This window comes from Mesorhizobium sp. WSM4829 (genome assembly GCF_055811475.1).
The window spans coordinates 1-22,324 of record NZ_JBVVQJ010000045.1 but is presented as its reverse complement, the minus strand read 5'-3'; the positions used below and the strand labels follow the sequence as shown (position 1 = coordinate 22,324).

Annotated in this window: 22 protein-coding genes and 2 pseudogenes; 7 read left to right on the top strand and 17 right to left on the bottom strand. The window is 63.6% G+C overall.

Annotated features, from left to right (window positions below; translation table 11 throughout):
• Window positions 1–114: 114 nt before the first annotated feature.
• The 5 genes and pseudogenes from AC0L17_RS29645 to AC0L17_RS29625 all read right to left on the bottom strand — a co-directional run.
• Window positions 115–267 (bottom strand): annotated as a pseudogene (locus AC0L17_RS29645) (3-deoxy-D-manno-octulosonic acid transferase); the annotation flags it as partial.
• A complete protein-coding gene (locus AC0L17_RS29640) occupies window positions 264–1,052 on the bottom strand; it encodes a lysophospholipid acyltransferase family protein (RefSeq protein WP_473518378.1) in 789 nt (262 codons plus the stop codon). The gene AC0L17_RS29640 and the pseudogene AC0L17_RS29645, both read right to left, overlap by 4 nt.
• 5 nt (window positions 1,053–1,057) lie before the next feature.
• Window positions 1,058–1,303 carry a DUF4170 domain-containing protein gene (locus AC0L17_RS29635; protein ID WP_128188004.1) on the bottom strand — a complete coding sequence of 82 codons (246 nt, stop codon included), beginning with the start codon at window positions 1,301–1,303 and terminating at the stop codon, window positions 1,058–1,060.
• A 76-nt stretch (window positions 1,304–1,379) separates the two neighbouring features.
• Window positions 1,380–2,189 (bottom strand): 3'(2'),5'-bisphosphate nucleotidase CysQ, encoded by an 810-nt coding sequence (locus tag AC0L17_RS29630; RefSeq protein WP_473518377.1) that lies wholly within the window; start codon window positions 2,187–2,189, stop codon window positions 1,380–1,382.
• The gene (locus tag AC0L17_RS29625; RefSeq protein WP_473518376.1) at window positions 2,176–3,519 is read right to left on the bottom strand and encodes a TldD/PmbA family protein; all 1,344 of its coding nucleotides are present in this window, start codon (window positions 3,517–3,519) and stop codon (window positions 2,176–2,178) included. The genes AC0L17_RS29630 and AC0L17_RS29625 overlap by 14 nt, the downstream gene beginning before the upstream one ends.
• Before the next feature lie 356 nt (window positions 3,520–3,875).
• On the opposite strand from AC0L17_RS29625, the gene AC0L17_RS29620 reads away from it, so the two are divergent.
• The 3 genes from AC0L17_RS29620 to AC0L17_RS29610 are packed head-to-tail and all read left to right on the top strand — an operon-like array spanning window position 3,876 to window position 6,025.
• A complete protein-coding gene (locus AC0L17_RS29620) occupies window positions 3,876–4,931 on the top strand; it encodes a glycosyltransferase family 2 protein (protein WP_473518375.1) in 1,056 nt (351 codons plus the stop codon).
• On the top strand, window positions 4,906–5,592 hold the full coding sequence (locus tag AC0L17_RS29615) for a class I SAM-dependent methyltransferase (protein ID WP_473518374.1): 687 nt from the start codon (window positions 4,906–4,908) through the stop codon (window positions 5,590–5,592). Before AC0L17_RS29620 ends, AC0L17_RS29615 begins: the two co-directional genes overlap by 26 nt.
• A complete protein-coding gene (locus AC0L17_RS29610; RefSeq protein WP_473518373.1) occupies window positions 5,585–6,025 on the top strand; it encodes a GtrA family protein in 441 nt (146 codons plus the stop codon). Before AC0L17_RS29615 ends, AC0L17_RS29610 begins: the two co-directional genes overlap by 8 nt.
• Window positions 6,026–6,047: 22 nt before the next feature.
• On the opposite strand, the pseudogene AC0L17_RS29605 reads toward AC0L17_RS29610, so the two are convergent.
• A pseudogene (locus AC0L17_RS29605) lies at window positions 6,048–6,884 on the bottom strand (GNAT family N-acetyltransferase).
• 176 nt (window positions 6,885–7,060) lie between these two features.
• Here AC0L17_RS29605 and AC0L17_RS29600 point away from each other — a divergent pair.
• From AC0L17_RS29600 to AC0L17_RS29590, 3 genes are all read left to right on the top strand, one after another.
• Entirely contained in the window at window positions 7,061–8,386 is a 1,326-nt protein-coding gene (locus AC0L17_RS29600; RefSeq protein WP_473518401.1) for an NAD(P)/FAD-dependent oxidoreductase, read from the top strand.
• Between the two features lie 273 nt (window positions 8,387–8,659).
• On the top strand, window positions 8,660–9,445 hold the full coding sequence (locus AC0L17_RS29595) for a hypothetical protein (RefSeq protein WP_473518372.1): 786 nt from the start codon (window positions 8,660–8,662) through the stop codon (window positions 9,443–9,445).
• Window positions 9,379–10,065, top strand: coding sequence for an RES family NAD+ phosphorylase (locus tag AC0L17_RS29590; protein ID WP_473518371.1), 687 nt, complete (start codon window positions 9,379–9,381; stop codon window positions 10,063–10,065). The genes AC0L17_RS29595 and AC0L17_RS29590 overlap by 67 nt, the downstream gene beginning before the upstream one ends.
• A gap of 77 nt (window positions 10,066–10,142) precedes the next feature.
• Here the strand turns inward: AC0L17_RS29590 and AC0L17_RS29585 are convergent, their stop codons facing one another.
• Window positions 10,143–11,120 carry an ornithine cyclodeaminase family protein gene (locus tag AC0L17_RS29585; RefSeq protein WP_473518370.1) on the bottom strand — a complete coding sequence of 326 codons (978 nt, stop codon included), beginning with the start codon at window positions 11,118–11,120 and terminating at the stop codon, window positions 10,143–10,145.
• 225 nt (window positions 11,121–11,345) lie between these two features.
• On the opposite strand from AC0L17_RS29585, the gene AC0L17_RS29580 reads away from it, so the two are divergent.
• Window positions 11,346–12,371 carry a threo-3-hydroxy-L-aspartate ammonia-lyase gene (locus AC0L17_RS29580; protein WP_473518369.1) on the top strand — a complete coding sequence of 342 codons (1,026 nt, stop codon included), beginning with the start codon at window positions 11,346–11,348 and terminating at the stop codon, window positions 12,369–12,371.
• A 148-nt stretch (window positions 12,372–12,519) separates the two neighbouring features.
• Here AC0L17_RS29580 and AC0L17_RS29575 read toward each other — a convergent pair whose 3' ends face one another.
• The 10 genes from AC0L17_RS29575 to AC0L17_RS29530 form a co-directional block, all read right to left on the bottom strand.
• The gene (locus tag AC0L17_RS29575) at window positions 12,520–13,143 is read right to left on the bottom strand and encodes a hypothetical protein (RefSeq protein ID WP_091600508.1); all 624 of its coding nucleotides are present in this window, start codon (window positions 13,141–13,143) and stop codon (window positions 12,520–12,522) included.
• A complete protein-coding gene (locus tag AC0L17_RS29570) occupies window positions 13,130–14,293 on the bottom strand; it encodes a hypothetical protein (protein ID WP_473518368.1) in 1,164 nt (387 codons plus the stop codon). Before AC0L17_RS29570 ends, AC0L17_RS29575 begins: the two co-directional genes overlap by 14 nt.
• 110 nt (window positions 14,294–14,403) lie before the next feature.
• Complete coding sequence (locus AC0L17_RS29565; RefSeq protein ID WP_473518367.1) at window positions 14,404–16,395, bottom strand: glycoside hydrolase family 127 protein; 1,992 nt, start codon at window positions 16,393–16,395, stop codon at window positions 14,404–14,406.
• A 27-nt stretch (window positions 16,396–16,422) separates the two neighbouring features.
• Window positions 16,423–17,280 (bottom strand): carbohydrate ABC transporter permease, encoded by an 858-nt coding sequence (locus AC0L17_RS29560; RefSeq protein ID WP_023802294.1) that lies wholly within the window; start codon window positions 17,278–17,280, stop codon window positions 16,423–16,425.
• Entirely contained in the window at window positions 17,280–18,206 is a 927-nt protein-coding gene (locus AC0L17_RS29555; protein WP_473518366.1) for a carbohydrate ABC transporter permease, read from the bottom strand. Before AC0L17_RS29555 ends, AC0L17_RS29560 begins: the two co-directional genes overlap by 1 nt.
• A gap of 177 nt (window positions 18,207–18,383) precedes the next feature.
• Complete coding sequence (locus AC0L17_RS29550) at window positions 18,384–19,625, bottom strand: ABC transporter substrate-binding protein (RefSeq protein WP_128169790.1); 1,242 nt, start codon at window positions 19,623–19,625, stop codon at window positions 18,384–18,386.
• Window positions 19,626–19,680: 55 nt separating this feature from the next.
• Window positions 19,681–20,736, bottom strand: coding sequence for a LacI family DNA-binding transcriptional regulator (locus AC0L17_RS29545; protein WP_473518365.1), 1,056 nt, complete (start codon window positions 20,734–20,736; stop codon window positions 19,681–19,683).
• 349 nt (window positions 20,737–21,085) lie between these two features.
• The gene (locus AC0L17_RS29540; protein WP_091600503.1) at window positions 21,086–21,556 is read right to left on the bottom strand and encodes an SRPBCC family protein; all 471 of its coding nucleotides are present in this window, start codon (window positions 21,554–21,556) and stop codon (window positions 21,086–21,088) included.
• Window positions 21,553–21,897, bottom strand: coding sequence for an ArsR/SmtB family transcription factor (locus AC0L17_RS29535; protein ID WP_473518364.1), 345 nt, complete (start codon window positions 21,895–21,897; stop codon window positions 21,553–21,555). The genes AC0L17_RS29540 and AC0L17_RS29535 overlap by 4 nt, the downstream gene beginning before the upstream one ends.
• 240 nt (window positions 21,898–22,137) lie before the next feature.
• Window positions 22,138–22,324 (bottom strand): hypothetical protein (locus tag AC0L17_RS29530; protein ID WP_473518363.1); only part of this gene is annotated, 187 nt, incomplete at its 5' end.

Genomic DNA, 22,324 nt, shown 5'->3' with positions numbered 1-22,324 from the left:
CCACCTCCCTCTAGTCCCCCCTCCCCGCCTCTCCCCCCCCCCCCGGCCCCCCCCGGCGCGCGGCCCCCCGCCGCCCCCACATCAAACCCCCCGCGGGGGGGGGGGGGGCCCCCCGCGCCCGGCGATGCCATAGCGCTCGCGCCGGCGAATTCGGTCCTCCTTGCCCCTGGAGGTGCGCCAGGCGACATAGGGCCCGGCCAGGGGATAGGCGGCTGCGCCTGCAAAACGATACGCCGTCAGGAAAGTGCGCGCCCAGCGCTCGCTCATTTTGAGCCATCCACGAGGCGGTAGGCCTCGGCGGTCGCGGCGTTGAGCGCGGCCGTGACCTCCTGGCGCTTGCGTTCCATTTCTGCCTCGTCCGCATTGGCCGGAACGAACACCGGGGCTCCAAGCACGATCGAGGAGCGGCCGAACGGCAGGTTGATCGTGGTCTTGTCCCAACTGCGCTCCAGCACCTTGCGGCGGCTGGTGGCGATGGCGAGGGGCAGAATCGCGCGGCCCGAAAGCCGCGCCAGGAGAACGATGCCAAGCCCCGCGTCGCGCGGCGTGCCATGTGGAATGTCAGCGATCATGGCGACGTTCTTGCCGGTGGCGAGTGACTTTTTCAGGGCGATCAGCGCTTTGGCGCCGCCCTTGTCGCGACGCTTCGAGCTTTCGCGTCCGCCCGAGCCGCGCACCGCCTCGATCCCGAATTTCTCGATCATCAGTGCGTTGAGCTCGGCGTCGGCGCTACGCGACACCATGGCGACCAGCGGCCGTCCGCCCGGATAGTAGGCCGGTGTCAGAAGATGCTGGCCGTGCCACAGCGCGATGATGGCGGGTTCGAACTGCGAGTGGGCGCCGCCCGACATCTGCACCGATCCGTCGACAGCACGATTGGTCAGGCGGACGAGGCGAACGAACTGCGCAAACAGGCTGGCGATGGCGTTCTTGACGAATCGCGATTGCGCCAGCGGTTCGCGTATCTTGCGCCAGAATGTCTTCGGGGTGCCACCGCGGCGCCGCCTTGCCGCGGACCTCGTGGCTGGCCCTTTCACGCCTTCATGATCCATCCATGTCAACCGGCAGGCTTGTTGTCGGGGTCGAGCAACCGGTGCAGGTGAACGACGAAATAACGCATGTGGGCATTGTCCACGCTGGCTTGGGCCCTGGCTTTCCACGCCGTTTGCGCGGATTGATAATCGGGATAGATGCCGACGATGTCGAGCGCGTCGAGATCACGGAATTCTGTCCCGCCCAGCGTCTTCAGTTCGCCGCCGAACACCAGGTGCAAAAGCTGCTTCTTGCCGTCTTCCGCGGTCATGTCGGTCCTTCACATATCGTGAGTTTGTGACAGGTCTAGACCAAAGCCGCCGACTTTGGAACCATTGATGATATGTTCAACCGCCCAGCCCTGCGACGACGGCGGAGAGGACGGCGAGCAGTTCGCCGCTGCCGGCGACCAGCGCGCCGTGCTGGATCACTTCGCCGGCATAGCGCGGTGCGCGGCCCTTCTGGTCGAGCAATGCGCCGCCGGCCTCGCGCAGGATGAGATCCGCCGCGGCGATGTCCCAGTCATGTGCGCTGGGTTTGACGAAGGTCGCGTCGAGCCGGCCATTGGCGACCATCGCCAGCCGGTAGGCGAGCGAGGGAATATAGGGCACGCGGCTCAGCCGGCCCTGCCATTCCGCCGGCATCAGGGCGATCAATGGCTTCGGCCCGCCAATTTCGACCATCGCTGCCGGGCGGCGCACGGCAATGCGACGGCCATTCAGGAACGCCCCCTCACCTGGCAGCGCCCAATAGGTCTCCTCGGTGGCCGGACATTCGAGCACGCCGGCAAGCGTGCGGCCGTCCTCGACCACCGCGACGCTGACGCACCAGGAGCGCAGGCCTTCGAGGAAGCCGCGCGTGCCGTCGATCGGATCGACGACGAAGGTGCGGCGGGCGGCAAGCCTTGCCGGATCGTCGGCCGTCTCCTCCGACAGCCAGCCATAGTCCGGCCGCGCTGCAAGCAAGGTTTGGCGCAGATAGGCGTCGGCGGCGTGATCGGCCTCGCTCACCGGCGAGGTGCCGCCCTTCATCCACACTTGCGGATTGTTGCCGAAATAGCGCATGGCGATGGCGCCCGCCTCGCGGGCAGCGTCGCGCAGCAGCGGCAGATCCTCACGAGCCCCGGCGGCGGAGGCGACCTGGTCAAGCTCCGGCAAGGGTCATGCCTTCGATCAGCAGCGTTGGTGCGGCGGTGCCGAAATTGCGATCGAGATCGCTCGCCGGAACCATGTTGAGGAACATGGTCTTCAGGTTCGAGGCAATGGTCACTTCCGCAACCGGATAGGCGAGCTCGCCATTCTCGATCCAGAAGCCGGAAGCGCCGCGGCTGTACTCGCCAGTCACCATGTCGACGCCCTGGCCGAACACCTCGGTGACGTAAAAGCCTGATTTGAGCGACTTGATGAGGTCCTCGGGCGTCTGCTCGCCCGGCTCGATGGCAAGATTGGTCGATGACGGCGAGACCGAGGAGCCGTTGCGCGAGCCGCGCCCGTTGGTGGTCAGCCCCAATTCCCGCGCGACTGAGGTCGACAGGAACCAGTGGTTCAAAACGCCCTTCTCAACCATGAGCAGCTTTTCGCCCTCGATGCCTTCGCCGTCGAACGGACGCGACGCCTGGCCACGGAGCCGGAGCGGCTCGTCGGTGACGGTGATCGCGGCCGCCGCCACCTGCTTGCCCATCATGTCGCGCAGAAAGCTGGTCTTGCGCGCGACGGAGGCGCCATTGATGGCGCCGGCGAGATGGCCGGCGATGCCGCGGGCGACGCGCGGGTCGAACACCACATCGACCGGCCCGGTCGCCGCCTTGCGCGCGCCGATGCGCCGCGCCGCGCGTTCGCCGGCCTTGCGGCCGATGTCCTCGGGCGCGTCGAGATCGGAGAAATGCTGGCGCGAGGAGAATTCATAATCGCGCTCCATGCCGGTGCCCTCGCCGGCGATGACGCTGGTCGAGCGCGAAAAGCGCGAGGCGACATAATGGCCGACAAAGCCGTGCGAGGTGGCGAGCACCAGCCCGCCGAGCCCGGCGCTGGCGCCGCTGCCGGCCGAATTGGTAACGCCCTTGACGGCAAGGGCCGCCGCTTCCGCGGCCAGCGCCGCTTCCTTCAACTGGTCGGCCGAGACTTCCGTCGGATCGAACAGATCGAGGTCGCGCGGCTTCTTGACCAGCAAGGCCGGATCGGCGAGGCCCTGGTAGGGATCTTCCGGCGAGACTTTCGCCATCGCCACGGCGCGCTCGGCTAGCGCTTTCGGGTCGGAGGCAGCGGTTGCCGAGACGCTCGCCACCCGCTTGCCGACGAAGACGCGCAGCGAGACATCCTCGCTCTCGGACGCCTCGGTGCCCTCGACCTTGCCAAGCCGCACCGACACGCCGGTCGAACGGCCGCGCACCGCAACCGCGTCGGCGGCGTCGGCGCCGGCCCGTTTGGCAGCCTCGACCAGGGCCGCGACCCGGTCGGTCAATTTCGCTGAGTCCAGCGTATCGGTCATGCGCATAGTCCTGTTTTTCCGCCTGACATAAGGGGCGGCCGCTCCGCACCATCTATTGTTCTGATGTGGCTTGTGCAATGGCAGAAGTGGCAAGCGGGGTAGATCGGCCAGCAGACACCCGGTTTTGGGCGGCATGATCGAAGCGGGTCCTCAAAGGTTGCTTCGCGGCGGTTTGGGAGGGGCGATAGCCCATTGACGCCGTGCTCCGACCACAAGTGGACGTTCGATTGCGGTAACGCCTGTGTTCCTTTCCACGCATGATCGGCACCTGGCCGAAACCGCTAAATTTAGCGATTTCTTGTATGTCCTTGGAACTTTGTAGCTTGCGTTCCATTTTCAACGGCATGCGAGACCCTGTGATCCAAAGCATCAGGACTGCGGTGAACGTTTCGCCGCCGCGGTACTCGCTGGTCCTTCCCATATACAATGAAGAACAGGTGCTGCCGCGACTGATCGAGCGGATCAGTTCGCTGATCGGCCGGCTGGACGGCGAGACTGAGGCGATCTTCGTCGATGACGGCAGCCTCGATGGGAGCGTCGAATACCTTCGCAACGTCGTCGCCGTCGAGCCGCGCTTCCGGCTGATCGAGCTTTCCCGCAATTTCGGCCATCAGGTCGCGATCACCGCCGGCATGGATGCGGCTGCGGGTGATGCCGTCATCGTCATGGATGCCGACCTGCAAGACCCGCCCGAGGTGGTCCTCGATCTGGTGGCGAAGTGGAAGGAAGGCTTCGAGATCGTCTATGCCCGCCGTGTCAAGCGTGAGGGCGAATCCTGGTTCAAGCGCCTGACGGCGAGTCTCTTCTACCGCCTGCTGGAGAAGATGACGTCGGTCGACATCCCCCGCGACGTCGGCGATTTTCGCCTGGTCGGGCGCAAGGCTCTGGAAACCTTCAAGCAAATGCCCGAACACGACCGTTTCGTCAGGGGCATGTTCGCCTGGATGGGGTTCAAGCAGACGGCGGTGCCTTTCGAACGCCCGGCGCGGACCCTTGGCCAGACCAAATACCCATTCTGGAAGATGATGCACCTTGCCGTTCACGGCATCGTAAGCTTCTCCGAGAAGCCGCTGCGCATGGCGCTGTGGGGCGGATTGGCGATCTCCGCGCTTGCGGTGTTGTTCGGCATTTACGCCATCTTCGCCTGGATTTTTGAAACCGGCATCATTGCCGGCTGGACATCCACGGTGGTGATCGTGTCGCTGCTTTGCGGCATCAATCTTTTCATGACCGGCGTGGTCGGGCTCTATGTCGGCGGCATCCACGCCGAGGTGAAACGCCGTCCGCTTTACGTGATCGATCGGGTCGCCGGCTTCGACAAGGCGATGCGTGCCGCCAGTGACAGCCGTCGACCGTTTCGAAAACCCAGGAACGGAGCCTCGGCTGATGGCCGAACTCTTCGACAGCTATAAATCGAACTATGGCGAGGCGGTCGCAGGATCCATCCGGTTTTCCGGACTCGGGCACGACTTTTTTCTGATCGCCAAGGCCGACCTGCTGCGGCGTCTCGCCGTCGAGCGTGGGCTTCGACAGGGCGGGGTGCGGGCGCTGGATATCGGCTGCGGCGTCGGGTCGCTCCACCCTTATCTCGAAGGCGCGTTCGAGAGCCTGGATGGCTGCGACGTCTCGGCACAATCGATCCTGCGCGCCGGCCAGGACAATCCGTGTGTGAGCTACCGGGCCTGCACGACGCCGCGCCTGCCTTATGGCGACGGCTCGTTCGATCTGGCTTTCGCCAGTTGCGTCGTCCATCACGTTCCGCCCGCCTCCTGGCTCGATTTCTTCCGGGAAATGCGGCGCGTCGTGCGGCCGGGCGGCGTCGCCTGCATCATCGAGCATAACCCTTATAATCCGCTGACGCGTCTCGCGGTGTTGCGGTGTCCGTTCGACCGGGACGCGGTCCTGCTCAACGCCGCCAAAGCAAGGTCGCTTTTTCAGGAGACGGGTTTTCAGGATATTCGATCCGAGCACTTCCTGCTGCTGCCGTCGGCCAGGTCCTTCGCCAGACGACTCGAGCGCCTGCTCGCGCCTCTGCCGCTCGGGGCCCAGTATGCGTGCAGCGCGCATGTCTGAGGACCGTTCGACTGCCGGCGCCGGGCTGAAGCTGCTGGCGCGCTTCGGGTTGGTCGGCATCGCCGCGACAATCCTGTATGCTGCCCTGGCTATCGGTTTGGTCGAATCGAAATGGATCGGCCTTTCGCCGGTCCAGGCGTCGCTCGCGGCCTACGCCGCGGCTGCCGTGTTTTCATATTTCGCCCATAAATCGGTAACCTTCATGTCGAATGGATCGCATCGATCGGAAGCTGCGCGTTTTCTCCTGCTGACGGCGACAGGCTTTGCCGTGGCTTACGCGGCGCCGGCGCTTTTGACGGCGAAACTCGGCCTGCCGCCGATCATTGCCATTGTGGTTACATGCCTGCTTGTTCCGGCGGTCAATCTTCTCATGCTCGACCGATGGGTTTTTGCGCAGCGAGGACCCGGCGAGCACAGCGACCGCTCCACCTGATCCATGACCTTCTGAGTTGGCCTCAGCCGAGGGCCTGGCTGGCCAGGGCAAAGATGCGTACGTTCGTGGAACCCGGGATATTGCTTGCGCCCCGAAGCATGGCAACCGGCCCGCCCACATGGGCGAGCCCCAGTCCTTCGAGCCAGGGTGAAAGGCCGGCGTCTTCAGGGATGTCGATGCGCACGAAGCGGCCCTGCATTCCGGAGAGAATGAAGGCAACCAGGCTCTCGCCTGATCGCGATCCTGCGCCACGACCGGTCCGACGACCTCACCCCTGCCAAATGCCCTCACGGCCGCGAAGGCCGCGATGCCGTCCGCGTTGGTGATGGCCGCAAACCCGTCCCTCGCCTGCCAAGGCGTTCATGAGCGCGGCACGATCCGCACCGAAGGCGGCGCGATCGAGCACGGTGAGTGTCGGAAGGTGCTCGGACCTGATCCATTCCACGGCCGGAGGCGCACTGACCTGCCCGACGGTGCCCTGGTGCTGCCGAACATCGTGCGTCGCGACAAAACCCAGCTTTTCATAAAGAGGCAGTCCGTCGGCCGTGACGGTAAGGCGGCACTCGCGGTCGCCGGCCTGCTCGAGCGCGGTGGTGGTCAGCCGCCGTCCCAGCCCGCGACCACGCATTGCCTCATCGACGATGATGGTGTTGAGCGTTGCGCAGGTTCTTCCGAAAGGGGTCATGAAGGCGGTTCCGACCACCCTGCCGCCTTCCAACGCGACCTGACCTTCGCTCAGGGACCAGATCCTGGCCCAGTCTTCCTTCCGGTGCGGCCAGCCGGCCGCTCGCGACAGGTCCGTCGCTTCCTCAAGATGGTGCGCTTCAAAAGGTTCGAATGTGACGGACTGGGTGTTCATGAGCACCAGGACTGTTGGAGTGGGAAGACTGACAGGACGATAGAACCGCCTCTTCCGCGCCACTCGCCGAATGCCGGCGAGATTCGGTGCAAAAATACCAAAATGCCGCTGCAGTCAGTGCATTCTGCGGCGCCGGTCACCGATACTGCGAGTTATCATTGATCGCCGAGGCCGCCATGTCCCCTTTAATCCACCACATCAGCAGCGATGAAACGCTCCCCAGGTCAGCGGAAGTCGTGGTGATCGGCGGCGGGATTGTCGGCGCCAGCGCGGCCTATTCCCTGGCGCGGCGCGGCCTGTCGGTGGCGCTGATCGAAAAGGGCTATGTCGGCTGCGAACAGTCGAGCCGGAACTGGGGCTGGTGCCGCCGGCAGAACCGCGATGCACGTGAATTGCCGCTTGCCAATCTGGCGCTGCGGCTGTGGGAAGAGCTGACCGAAGAGATCGGGCACGACCTTGGCTTCCGCCGTTGCGGGCTCATCTATGCGACGGACGATCCAAAGCAGCTCGCCGAATGGGACAAGTGGCGCGCGGTTGCACGGCGGTTCGACGTCAAGACGCGGATGCTTACGGCCGAGGAGGCCACTGCCGCCGTTCCCGCGGCTGGCGGCCGCAAATGGCTGGGCGGCGTCCACGCGGCAGACGATGGCAAGGCCGAGCCCTGGCTGGCCGCCCCGCGGATCGCCGAGGGCGCCCGCAAGCGTGGCGCGACCATTCATCAGAACTGCGCGGCACGCGGCCTGGATATCACCAATGGGCAAGTGAGCGGCGTCGTCACCGAGAAAGGCCTGATCCGCACCAGCGCGGTGCTGTGCGCCGCCGGCGCCTGGGCTTCTGCTTTCCTGCGCATGCATGCGGTTTCGCTGCCGCAGGCCAGCGTCCGTCAGACCACCTTGCGGACCGGTCCGGCACCGGATCTTGGCGGGGCAATCTTTACCTCTGACGGTGCCCTGACGCGCCGGATCGACGGCAGCTACACGATAGCCGCCAGCGGCAGGGCGACGCTCGAGATCACGCCGCAGGGGATCCGCTTTGCCCGCGCGTTTCTGCCGATGTTCATCAAACGGCTGAAGGCCGTCGAGATCGGCGTAAGTCGCTCGTTCTTCGCAGGCCCGGAAACACTCGGTCGCTGGCATCTCGACAGGCCGACCCCGTTTGAGCGCATCCGCGTCCTCGATCCCGCTCCGGACAAGCGGATGGCGGCAAGCATCATGACGCAGATAAAGGCCCTCTTCCCCGCCATTGCCGATGCCGGCATCGTGTCCTCCTGGGGCGGGTATATCGACTTCACACCGGACGCAGTACCGGTGATTTCGGCGGTGGACAGCATCGGCGGAGCGTTCGTCGCCGCAGGCTGTTCCGGACACGGCTTCGGCGCCGGCCCCGGCATTGGCCATCTGGCGGCGGATCTGGTCGCCGGTGACGCGGCAAGCGTCGATCCGACGCCATTCCGCCTGTCACGCTTCGCGGACAGATCCAAAATGGAAGTCGGCGCCTTCTGATGCGATCGACCGCTGGCGACAGCAAAGGGCGCTGAGCGATCGTCCTGGTTTCGCCGCCCCAGCGTCGGGTCTAGCGCCAGGCAACTTGTGCCAAGCGGTTTTCAAGCGTCTCATCGTCGTTGAACCAAAGGTCAATGGTTCCGCCATTTAGGCAGCAACCGCCACCGCATCCAAGAGCCGGCTCGATAACCAGAACGCGGTTGAAATCCGAGCAGAGGTGAATTAGGTTAATGGTGCATTTGGTAACCTAAATAACCATGCAGGCGAAAAAATATGGAAAAGCAGCGCGACATGCAAATATTCGACGGAGACGAGTTCGCGTTGGCACTGCAGGCCGGGATGTCGCCCGGCAAACCAACGCCAGCAGGAAAGACTGCCAGGGAAGCCGGCATTGCCCGGAAAGGAAAGCCCGGCAAGCTCGGAGCCATCGGAAGGCGGATTCAAGAGGCGATTGCCAAAACAGTGACGCCGACGAAGAAATCGCGCCCGTCCGATATGGTGGTCGTGGTTCTCAGGAACGAGAACCCGCTGGTTCGGAAGACCGTACACGACATCATGGAGCGCGTGCCGTCCATAGTCGAATCACGTCAACAGCAACTGACGGAGGACAAGATCGATGCCCTGGTGTCGGTCTACATGCCTTCGCCGCCTGACACCGACACGACGCAGCTTCTGTTGGACAGCAATGCAAGAGCCAGGTCTCGTTTCTTTGAGGCGTGGCCATGCCTGACAAGCAAGCAAGTCGCCGAAGCTGCCGGCCATGGTTCCAAGAACCAGAGCATGACCACGTCGCGCTGGAAGGGCAGCGGGAAGATCTTTTCCGTCAGGTACAACGGCGTGGAGTATTTCCCCGCGTTCCAGTTCCAGGACGGACAGCCGCATGAGACAATTTCACGAGTCCTCCGGCTCCTGGGCGAGAGGAAGTCGGGCTGGCAGACGGCCTTTTGGTTCACATCGCCTAACGGCTGGCTGAACGGCCGCAAACCAGCTCAATGCCTGAACGACGCGGATGCCGTCGTCGGGGCGGCAGCGGAGGAAGCGGAACCAATCGTCGGATGATAAAGCCGCCGCCGCACCCTTTTCCGGCATCCAATACATACAGGCTCGATTCAGGCACACAGCTTCACCGTGTCCACGACCGCCAGTTTACGGCAAACGCCTTCAATCCGGGCCTCGGGCGTCGCAGCCGCTTCGCCCCGCTCGAGTTCGGAAAGATACCGACCCAGTATGCGGCGACGTCGTTCGAATGCGCCGTCCACGAGACAATCTTCCACGACATCCCATTCGACGAACCCGACAAGACGGTTGGAACCGACAGCATAAAACCATTGAATCACGCGGTGGTCCGGTTGAAGCGGGCGCTCGTTCTTGTCCCCCTGTTCACGCCCGACCTTGCCAGGTGGAATATCACCAGACAGGATCTGATCGATACAACGGCGTTTTACTATCCCATCACTGGTCAATGGGCCTTGGCCATCCACCAGAGTCGCCCCGACGCCGACGGGTTGGTCTGGACATCCAAACGGTGCGACCCCGACCTATCGTTCCTGTTTTTCGGCGACCGCGTCGCCGATGGCGATATCCAGGTGATCGAGAGCAGGAGCATTTGGTCCGATGCGAACGAGATGGCCGACCTCCGGGGCTTCGCCGAAAGGAGCCACATCGACCTCGTCCTGTAGCAAAATGGCGGCCAATATGCCGCTCCGCGCATTGAACAAATGGACGGTCCTGGTCGTCATTGGCTGTTTCTCCCGCGTTACCAGCGCCATGGCACGCGCGTCCCTGTGCCCCGGCTTCTGGCCTGTCGCCAGAGCATTTCCGCGACCGTCAGATCCTGCAGCGCGAGCCCGGTCATGTCGAAGACCGTGATGTCGGCGGCATCGCGCGTGAACGGCATTTTTCCGGTCAGAAGATCGCCGATTTCGGTCGCCCGGCAGCCGGTGTCCCACTGGCCTTCGCCGACAGCGGCCGATTGCTCGCAGTCGTCGGCAAAGAGCCGTACCCGGCGAAGCAGGCCGTCGGGCAGTTCCCGCTTGCCTTGCGTATCGGCACCCACGGCGTTGATGTGCGTGCCGGGCCGCACCGCTTCTGCCGGAAACAGTGGCCCGCTGCCAGGGGTCGCGGTGATAATGATATCGCTCGAGCCGACAGCTTTGGCGGCTTGGTTCGAATGGGCCGGCGCGAAATCCTCGAATGCCGCCTCGAACGCCGCGTCGGGGCGGCCGTCCGCCGTCAGGTATTGGATGGCATCCAGACCGGGCATCTCACGCAGTGCCAGGCGCAGCTGGATCCGGCCCTGGGTGCCGGTGCCGAAAATGCAGATCGACCGGCTTTCGGGGCGGGCCAGCAGGGTCAGGCCAATGGCGCCAGCCGCCCCTGTGCGCAAGGTGGTGATGGCGTTCCCGTCGATGATGCACAAGGGACGCCCGGTGTGCGGGTCGAAAAGCACGATGGTCGCCTGATGCGGCTCCTTGCCGGCCTCGCGGTTGGCTGGCCAGAAGCCTGCTGCCTTGAAGCCCAGAAGATCGGCTTTCGGCACGTCGCCCGACTTGATACCGAAAATGCCGCCGGTATGCAGCTTCTCGCGCACAAGCGGAAAGACCCTGCCTTCGCGCGCACTGTGAAGCTCGAAGGACCGCCGCACGGCATCGAGGACGGCATCCGGCTCCAACAGCGGCGCGACCTGATCGCCCGCAAGCAGCACCAGCTGCGACTCGTCTGCGGTGACGGACATGACATCTCCCCGGCTTTCCCTCATTCTAGCCAGCGGTTCTCGGGGGAAGACAGCGGTGTTGGCCAACGAGCCGCATTTCCTGCGGTTTGTCGCCCGTCATTCGGGCGAATGTTGCGCCGAGCTTCCCATCGAATGCGCTCGCCGGTTCGCGCAAACACGTATCGTCGCAGACAAGCCAGCCCATCGGCCGGCCCACCATCGGCAAAGTGAAGAAGGCGACCCGCAATGCCCCTCAATATCCCGACATTCGACGATGTTCTGACCGCCGCGGCGCGCCTCGCCGGATTGGCCCACCGGACGCCGGTGCTGACCTCGCGCACCTTCAACGAGCTCACCGGCGCCGAGGTGTTCTTCAAGTGCGAGAACTTCCAGCGTAGCGGCGCCTTCAAGTTCCGCGGCGCCATGAACGCGCTTCTGGCCTTGGATATTTCGGTGCGGGCACGGGGAGTGGTGGCCTATTCTTCGGGCAATCATGCGCAGGCGCTGGCCTATGCGGCCGCGATCAAGGGCGTGAAGGCAGCGATCATCATGCCCAGGGATGCGCCCGAGCTGAAGGTGCGTGCCACCCGCGGCTATGGCGCCGAAGTGATATTCTACGACCGCTACAGCGAGAACCGCGAAGAGATTGGCGGCAGGATCGCCGCCGAGCGGGGAGCCGCCCTCATTCCACCCTACGACCACCCCGATGTGATTGCCGGGCAAGGCACGGCGACACTTGAACTTATCCAGGAGGCCGGCTCGCTCGATGCCCTTTATGTCTGCCTTGGCGGTGGCGGCCTGCTCGCCGGCGCCGCACTGGCGGCGGCGGAATGCGCGCCCGCCTGCCGGGTCGTCGGGGTTGAACCGGAGGCCGGCAATGATGGTCAGCAATCCCTCGCCCGGGGTGAGGTCGTCACCATCGAAGTGCCGAAATCCATCGCCGATGGCGCGGTCGTCACCCATCTGGGCGCGCATAATTTTCCTGTCATCCGCGACAAGGTTGCCGCTATCACCACGGTCAGCGACGACGCGCTCATCGAAATGATGCATTTTTTCGCCGAGCGCATGAAAATCGTGGTCGAACCCACCGGTTGCCTTGCAGCGGCGGCGGTTCGCAGTGAATCGCAAAGCCTGCGAGGCCAGCGCATCGGTGTCATCGTCAGTGGCGGCAATGTGGATCTCACGCGCTTCGCCAGCTTGATCATGGCGGCCGCAGACAAAACACCTCGCGAGCAGGCCATGGCGCGCCCCGGGCCGGAGACCTTTCGCTAAGACACGCTCGGCACTGCTGGTACGCTGCGAGCCCGTGCTGGTCGCCAGCGCACGCAATGCTCTTCATTGGCTGTAATGCAGCGTTCTGTGAACACGCCTATTGCGCGCGTTCATGATACGCATGGACTGCAGGATTTTGAGCGTGATCTCAAATCGCATCCAGCCGCAACGACACCAGCTTGATGGAGCGCTTGTAGATGTCGCTGGCGGCCGGAGTCGGCGGAATGCCGTCGAGATAGTCGAAGGCGATTTCGAGTGTATCGGCCTTGCCGAGAGCCGCCGGTGGAACGACGAACGAGACCGTTCGTGGTTCTTTGCCAGACAGCGTCTCCGCATGCACCCGAACACCGTTCACCGAGATCACCACCCTTTGCGTGATCTGCGGTGGACGAATGACGGCGGCCATTTGCAGCGTGGCCATCAGGCTGTCGCGGAGCGGCGGTATCTTCACGCGAAGCCGCGAGGTCTCGCCTAGCGAATGGGTGCCGTCGCCTGCCGACCCCGACCAGCCGCAGACCTTTATGCTGGCTGCCCGTTTGGCGCCGTCGCTCCGGAACGACACCGTCTGGCCAAGTGTGTAGCTGCCGGTCGCATCGCGATTGAGGCAGGTCGTCGTCTGATCGATGTAGTAGGCGCGGTAATCGGCGTTGACGTTCGGATTGAGAGCAAGCGCTAGGATGACGATCTCGGACCCGGCCAGAACTGCCGCAAGCGCGTAGCCGCCAAGCGAGGCGGCGCGCCGATACGGGGCCGGAATGTCAGACCAGGGCAAGATAGCCTCCGATCCACGCCACAGTCATGAAATAACAGGCGCCAAGGAAGAGAACCAAAGCCGCGAGCCAAATGAGCCTCGACGCCGACAACAGGACGACGAGCAACATTGTCAGGGGCGCAAGCCCAATCACATATCTGACCATTGAGGCCAGGTTGGTGATCAGCGGCAGGATGATGCAGAGCGCGCAGAACAGTGCCGCGCCATATTGCCTGCGTACCGCCAGGACGGCCGACAGCGCCAGTCCGGCGATCGCGGCGAGCGCGCTCCATTGCGGCGCCGTGGGCAGCCATCCGGTGGTCGGAACAGCTGAGAGCCCGTCCCATAGAAAGACCAGCGGATTGCCGGCCACCCGTCCGAACGCGCGCTGGATGTGCAGGAATGCAAAGCCGTCTCCGACGGTGAGGTACAGGAACAGGATGTAAGCGAACAAACCGGCCGGCGAGATAAGGACAGCGACCAGCAGATCCGGTCGGCCAAGCAGCCAGCGTGGGAAAGACAGCGCCGATCCGCCCTGCCGGCGGTGCTCGCTGAACATTTGAATGACGGTTGCAAAGACGACGAAGACTCCGACCAGCCTGGTCGCCGACAGCAGCGCCGATGAAGCGCCCGCGGCGAGATAGCTGGAGCGCTTGAGCGCCAGAAAAACGCACGAGGTCAGCAGCACGAAAAGCGGTTCGCTCAGGAAGGTCGTGAAGTGAAACGAGAACGGCCCGCTGAGCAGAAACGCGCAATACAGTATATAGGCACGCATGTTCTTCTCGAGCAGCGGCCACGCCACCAGACAGGCGGCGTAGCTGCACGCAATCGAGGTGACCGTCGCGATCAGTATCGTAGGGTATGGGAAAACAAACCGGATCGCCGCCACCAGCATCGGATAGAGCGGGAAGAAGCTCCAGCGACCGACATTGCTGTGGTTTGGAATGGGAAAACGCTCATAGCCCTGTTCGCTGATGCCAATGTACCAGGCGCAATCCCACCGGCACAGCGCACGGGCATAAGCCGCAAAACCTGTTTCCTCCGACACCGAAGCAAAAGCCGTATAGCGGATGGCCAGTCCACCGATCACGAACAGCAACGGCACCGCCGCGACGGTCATGACCATGGCGCGAGCACCAGCGCTCGGACGCGCGACATCTTCGAGCGCCAACTCTGCCTCCACCCATTCGAGTGGCTAGCGCCACTCTCCCCTCTAAATTAGCGCCGCCGGGGCAAATTCAAGACATCCCTGTCGTCGGCGGCATCATCATCGTCCCCGGATCACGAGTCTCTCAGCCAGACCAGCATCTCGCCGGGATCGCGGTTGTCCCAGGCAAAATACGGCACAGCGGTGATTTTTGACTCTTCAACCGCCGGCGGTTCGGGGCGGTAGAGGCCGTTGTCCCAGTCTTCAAACTTCTCTTTCCTGGCAACAGCCGAAAGCGTCACGACGCCGCCCAAAAGGTTCGGCTGCTGATGCGCCTCGATCTCGGCTGTCGGCGGCAAGGCGATGCGGTGCAGCTGGCCGGCATTGTCGGTCTCCTCGACGCAATAGATCAGCGGGCCGCGGGCAAGCGCGACGCGGCCGATATCCTGCCGCACCTGCGGGTTGGCATAGAGCCGGTCGATGGCCATTTCGAGGTCGAGCTCGACCTGGTCGCCCTTGCGCCATTCGCGCCGGATCGCGGCATAGCCGTCGCTGGTGACCGCCTGCAGATCGACCGCCTCCCCGTTCACCTTGAGCGCCGCCTTGCGGCACCAGGCCGGCAGGCGCAGGTGCAAGGTAAATGTCGTCGGCGCCTCGGGCTCGATCGTGATCGAGACCGCGCCGTCCCATGGATAGTTGCTGGCCTGGCGCAGCTCCGTTTGCGTTCCTGCGATATCGAAACGAGCCGTGCTGTTTCCATAGAGATGGACGGCAAGGGCATCGCCGGACAGGCCGTAGAAATAACTGCCGATCGAGGCGACCATGCGGCCGATATTGGGTGGGCAGCACGGGCAGCGGTGCCATTTCCAGCGGTTGTGCTTGCCCCGGCTTTCCAGCGGATTTTCATAGAAGAACAGCGAGCCGTCGAGCGACAGGCCCGAAATCGAGCCGTTGTAGAGAGCCCGCTCCATCATGTCGGCGTAACGCGCATTGGGGCCCATGCCGAGCATGCGGCTCGCCCAGAACACCAGTCCGACCGAAGCGCAGGTCTCGGCATAAGCGGTTTCGTTGGGCAGGTCGTAGTCTGATGTAAAGCCCTCATTGTGCGACGACGGCCCGAGGCCGCCGGTGATGTAGAGGTTCTTGGTGGTGAGGTCGTCCCACAGCCGGTCGAGCGCCGCCCGCAGCGTGTCGTCGCCATATTCGGTCGCGATATCGGCCATCCCGGAATAGAGATACATCGCCCTCACCGCATGGCCGACGACCTTGTCCTGCTCGCGCACCGGCTTGTGCGACTGGCTGTATTCGTAGGTCTTGAAATGATAGGCTTTTGGGTCGGCGCCGCGGGCACGCGCCTCCTCGTCGAAATAATGCGGCTCAAGGCCGCGCTGGTCGATGAAGTATTTTGCCAGGTCCATGTACTTCTGCTCGCCGGTGACCCGCGCGAGCTTGACCAGCGCCAGTTCGATCTCCTCATGGCCGCAATAGCCTTTCCTCTTGCCGGGCTCGGCGCCGAAGGTCTCGGCGATATGGTCGGCATAGCGGCACATGATGTCGAGCAGCTTGCGTTTTCCCGTCGCCTGGAAGTAGGCGACCGCGCCCTCGATCAGATGGCCGGCGCAATAGAGCTCGTGGCAATCGCGCAGATTGGTCCAGCGCAAGCCCGGCTGGATGCGCTGGTACCAGCTCGACAGATAACCGTCGGGCTGCTGCAGCTTGGCGTACATGTCGATGACGGCGTCGATCTTCTTCTCCAGCGCGTCATTGCGGCGGCGGTACAGCGAGTAGGCGGCGGTCTCGATGGTCTTGCCCCAGTCGGAGTCCCAGAACATTTGGGTCGTCACCGTCGATCCTGTGAATTCGTTGCCGGCGGTGGCTGCTTCGTCCGGCGAAGGTGAGTGGAACGGAATGACGACGCCCGGCGATGGCCGGTCCGGATCGATCTGCTCGAGCATGCGCGCCTCGACGCAGCGATCATAGAGGATTCCGGCGGTCGTGGTGGCGACGGCATCGGCACGGTCGCCCCAGAAGCCGCGCACATCGACCTGCGGCACCGGCAGCGGGCGGAAGGCACGTTTCGGCTTGTCCAGCTCGGCAGCCGGCTTGGCGGATTGCGATGCGGTCATCAATTTACTCCGGTTCGGTTCGATTGGTCACTTCACGGCCCCTGCCATGAGGCCGCGGATGTAGAAGCGCTGCAGCAGCAGGAACAGCACCAGGCATGGCACCATCATCACGGTGACCCCGGCCTGCACCGCGCCCCAGTCGATGGCGCCGAAGCGGCCCGACTGCAGCGCCGTCATCATGATCGGCAGCGTGAATTTGGACTGGTCGGTCATCAGCACCAGCGCCGCCAGAAACTCGTTCCAGGCGCCGAGGAACGCGAACAGCGCGATGGTGACGATGCCCGGCCAGACCAGCGGCAGCATCACCCTGAGCAGCATGGTGACATTGTTGGCGCCGTCCATGCGCGCCGCCTCCTCGATCTCGCGCGGCACCGCGTCGAAGGCGTTGCGCATCATGAAGATCGAGAACGGCAGCTGCAGCGTGACATAGACGCAGACCAGCCCGGTCAGCGTGTTGTGCAGGCCGATCTTGGTCAGCACCAGGAAGATCGGCGTCAGGATCGACTGGAACGGGATCATGATCGTAGACAGGATAAGGACGAAGAGCAGGTTCTTCAGCGGAAAGCGGAAGCGCGAGAAGCCGTAGCCGGCCAGCACGCTGACGATCACCGACAGCACCACCGTCATGACCGAGACATAGATGCTGTTTTGCGCCGGCAGCCAGAGGCCGTCGCCGAAGGTGTTGAGCGTGGCATAATTCTCGACCGAAAAACCCGTCGTCGGCCAGGGCGGCAGCGGCGGCTGGCGCGATTCCTGCGCCGGCTTGAACGCCGAAAGCACGGTCCAGACGATCGGCGCCAGGAACAGCAGCGAGGCGATGATGCCCGTCGCGTGCTCGGCGATCTGCATGCCGATGCGGCGTTTGCGGCTTCGTGCCTGCGCCATCAGTCGACGCCCTCCGGTTGGCGCAGCAGCCGCAGCTGGATCAGGCTGAGCGCGACCAGGATGACCAGCAGGACCATCGACAGGGCGGCGCCGTAGCCGAGCTTGAACGACACGAACGACTGGTTGAAAATCCAGTAGACGGCGGTCAGCGTCTGGTTGCGCGGTCCGCCGCGCAGGATGATGTAGAACTGGTCGAAGGCGAGCACCGAGCCGGCAACCGACAGGATCAGCGCCAGCGCCAGCGTGCGGCGCATCAGCGGCAGGGTGATGGCGCGAAACCGCGCCAGCGGCCCTGCCCCGTCGATCATCGCCGCCTCCTGCAGATCCGGCGGGATCGATTGCAGGCCGGTCATCAGGATGATCATGGTAAAACCCGCCACCTTCCAGACGACCATGGCAATGATCGACCAGAACGCCGGCTGGAACGTCGCCAGCAGGTTGACCTTCCTTTCGGTCAGGCCGAGCTCGAAGGCGGCCGGGCTGAACAGGCCGGAATCGACATTGAGCAGCCACGACCACAGCAGGCTGGCCGAGGCAAAACCGATGACGGCCGGCATGAAGAACGACGTCCGGTAGAAGCCGGTCAGCGGCCGTGGCCTTTCGATGAACAGTGCCAGCGGAAAGGCGACGACGAAGATCGCGATGGTGACGATCACCGTATAGTAGCCGGTGAATTTGAGCGCGTTCCAGAACCTGGTATCGCGCAGGATCGCCCAGTAATTGTCGAGGCCAATGAACGAGTGCGCGCCCATCAGCGGCCAGTTGTGCAGCGACATCCACGCCGTCATGCCAAGCGGAATGATGAAGAAGACGACGACCAGCGCGACGGCCGGCGCGACATAGATCAGGCCGACCCACTGCCGGCGGCCGGCGCCGACCAGTTTTCTGGGGCGGGCTGGGGTGGAGATGGCTGCGATGGAGGTCATGCCTGCTCTCTCGTTAGCGCTACGTCCCCCTCCCCCTTGAGGGGAGGGTCCGGCCGAAGGCCGGGGGTGGGGTCGCCTCTGACGCGCGCCGACGCAAAGAGAACGTCGAGCACTGCCGCAACGACCCCACCCGGACCTGCGGTCCGACCTCCCCTCAAGGGGGAGGTAAGCCGGCGCTTACTGCTGCGGCGCCGAATCGATGATCGACTGCATGGTTTCCTGCGCGTTGGCGATGGCGCCATTGACGTCCTCGCCGAAGAAGACCTCGTTGACCATCTGGTTCCACGGACCGTTGGCGGAGTTGATCAGGTCGTTGAACACCACCGAATAGGGCGTGCGGCCCTTGGCCATGGCCTCGGCGGCGATCTTGTAGCGCGGGTCCAGGTCTTTCAGCGCCTCGTTGGCGATGTCGCCGCGCACCGGAAGGCTGCCGTATTTCGCCAGGATGGTCTGGCCCTCGAGCGAATAGGCGAAATCGAGGAACTCCTTCACGACAGCGATTTTGGTGGTGCCCTTGGTGACGACGAAATTGTCGCCGCCGGCAAAGGACGACCAGCCGCCATCCTTGCCAGGCAGGAAGGTGACGCCGTAGTCGATGTCTGGGTATTGCGTGTTCAGCGCGCCGATGGCGAAGGCGCCGGACGGCGAGATGCCGATATTGCCGGCGGCAAACGCCGCAAAGAAGTTGGAGCCGGTATCGGTCTGCGCGCCTGCCGGCACCAGGTCCTTCTTGACCATCGACCGATAAAGATCGATGGCGCCGCGCAGCTGCGGGCTGTCGAGCGTCGCCTTCGAGCCGTCCTCGGTGAGGATGTCGCCGCCCGAGGCCCAGATCAGCGGCGTGAAGGTGAAGATGTTGCAGCCGCCGCAATTGCCGGAGAAATAGAAGCCTTTGATATCGCCGCCAAGCGCGTTGACCTTTTCGGCATAGGCCTCGATCTCGGCCCAGTTGGTCGGCCCCTTTTCAGGGTCGAGGCCGGCCTGCTTGAACAGTTTCTTGTTCCAGATCAGCACCGAGCTATCGGCGGAGAAAGGCAGCCCGTAGATGCGGTCCTTGTAGGTGCCGGTTTTGACGTGCGCCGGCGACAGGCTGTTGAAATAAGGCAGCGATTTCGCCCAGTCGGTGATGTCTTCCAGCTGGCCGGCGGCGGCGAAGGACGGCGTGTAGATCAGATCGAGCGACAGCGCATCGGGCGCCGTGCCGCCGGCGGCGGCAGCGCCGTATTTCGGGATGATCTCGGCATTGGGGATGATGTCCAGCTTGATCTGGTTCTCATGTCCCTTGTTGAAGGCATCGACGATGCGCGGCATGAAGTTCGAGCCGTCGGCGCGAACCCAGATGTTCGCGGTCTCGGCGGCGGCGGACGGAAAGCTCAGGATGCTCGCGGCAATAGCGAGCCCGGCAATCATAGTTCTCATGGTTCTCCTCCTGATGGTTCTGCTTAGGCCGTGCTCCCCGCACGGCGTCTTGATCTCAGCCGTCCGGTGGACGGCCGCATGACTGACGCACCACCAGCCGGCACGGCAGTTTTCGGATGCCCGGCTCGGCGGGTTCGCCGCCGACGAGCGAAAGCAAGGTGAGGCCGGCCTCGCGCCCGAGTGCCGCCAGGTTCATGTCGACGGAGGTCAGCGGCGGGCGGGTTGCCTCGGCGACGATCTGCCAATTGTCGAAACCGATGACGCCGACATCGCCCGGCACGCCAAGCCCGCGCTCGCGCAGCGCATCGATGACGCCGCGCGCGATCTGGTCGTTGCCGCAAAACACGGCATCGGGCGTTTCGCCCCCGCGCTTCGACAGCTTGCCGTCGAAAAGCGTCTTCACCGCCTCGTGCCCCCACGCTTCCGACCACGATCCGAGCAATGGTTCCATGACCGGCAAGCCTTTCTCGGTCAGCACGTCACGATAGGCCTGTGCCCGCGCGTGCACCACCGCAAAACTCGCCGGCCCGCTGACATGGGCGATGCGCCGCCGGCCAAGCCGGCAAAAATGCTCGACCGCCAGGCGCGCGCCGCCGGCATCGTCAGAGACAAAGGCGATGGCACCGGGATCGGGCTGGGTGAAGGCGTAAATCACGGGAACGCCGAGATTGGACAAGTCGACCGGCAGGTGGCGATCGATGCGCTTGCCGGTGGCGATGATGCCGTCGACACGCTTGTCGAGCATGGCGTCGACATGCAGCTGGCCGAGGCGCTGGTCGTCCTCGACATTGCACAAAAACACCGAGACGCCCTTGTCGACCAGCGCATCCGAAATGCCCGACATGACCGGCAGCGAAAAGCGGCCATAGGTGTCGTTGGTCAACAGGCCGACGGTAAAGGAGCGCCGGCGCAACAGGCTCTGCGCCAGGCTGTTCGGGCGAAAGCCAAGCCGCTGCGCCGTCTCGCGAATACGCTCGCGGGTCTCGGCGGTCATCCGCCCCTGCCCGTTCAGCGCTTTTGAGGCCGTGGCCACGCTGACGCCGGCGGTAGCGGCCACCTCACGGAGGGTGACCGGGTTTTTGGCGGGCGCTGGCGAGGCGTCGGAAACCATGGGCGCGGCGAATTCCTTGGTTGGGAAAAGGTTTTCTCTAATCACCTGCGAGACGCCGACTGGTGAGGTCAGCAGATGCAAGGTGATTTGGGAAAAGGTTTTCTCAGAGGGAGATTAGGGGAAGGTGATGGGGATGGCAAGAGGGGAAGACAAGCAGGCGACGCGGTTGTTCGTCAATGACTGCCTTGCGCCATAACCTGTCATTCGCGGCGCTTCTCCAAACCTGCCCTTCGCGCAATGGCTCGAGCCGACCCCTTGCCGTCATTCGCGACAGTGCAATGAATGGCTTGATTGAGCCCCGTCTCGGTCTTTCCGGGATGGGTCGCACTTTGCGGTCTTCAGGACAGATTTATTCCAGATGCTCCACGAAGGCCGCCAACTGGTCGATCGTTGTGCCCCAACCCTCCTGAAAGCCCATTTCTTCGTGCTTGCGGCTGTCGGCGGCGTTCTTGTGCATCACGCGGGCTGAATAGTGGGTGCCGTTACCTTCGGCTGCAAATGTGATGATCGCTGTCAGTGCCAGCCAGGGTTCTGTCGGCCGCCAGCCCTCGCCGAGAGTCGTCGTCCACACCAGACGCTGCTCAGGAACAATGTCGAGGAAACAGGCTTTGACATGGGGCTTGAAGTCTCCGTCGCCCTCGCGCATCCGCGTCTCGAAGCCGCCTCCAGGGCGCAGATCCAACTTGACGACCTTGCACTCGATTGGATGGGGTATCCACCACCTCGCCAGATGTTCGGGCTTGCTCCACGCCTTCCAGACCTTGCTCGGCGCGGCATTGATGAGGCGCGAGATGGATAGCTCATTGTTAACGGCAGTCATTCGTCATCGTCCTCTGTCATTTGGTTTTCCACATAGGTGGCAAGCCGATCGGCGCCTGCCTGCCAGAGTGCACGTTGCTCAGAAAGCCATGTCTCTGCTTCCGACAAGTGCTTGGGCCGTATCCGGCAAGTTCGAACACGGCCGCTCTTTTCGGTCGCTATCAACCCGCTTTCCTCAAGCACGCATAGATGCTTCAGGAATGCAGGGAGACCCATGTCGAAGGGTTCAGCGAGTTCCTTGACCGGGGCCGGCCCCTTCATCAAACGACTGATCACCGCCCTTCTGGTCGAGTCCGCGAGCGCGTGAAATGCAGTGTCCAAAGAGAAGCTACAGTTTTCCATGTGGTGAACTATAGCATTCACTTCACCACTTGGCAAACAATAAGGCTGTCGGTGACAACGGGCCCGGGGCGCGCTCCGACTCGCTCTGACGTTTCATCGTCAATATCCATTTTGTACGCATCCCGGCCATTCCGTGAGTTCGCGTGGAGCGTCGACTCACCACCCAGGCCGGCCCTTGCCGAGCCTCATCAGGCAATCTGAAGTCGGAACGCACCAACCGCCCACGTGCGCCATAGCCTGTCATTCGCGGCGCTTCTCCAAACCTGCCCTTCGCGCAATGGCTCGAGCCGACCCGTTGACGACCTTGGGCGTTGCAGACTTGAACCTCCAAATCGAGGTCGGGAACCTGACCTTCAGCGCAAGAGCATTCGGGAGTGCGCTCGCGTAAGGTAATTCACCACATTTGGCGGCACCCGCAGATGCTTTT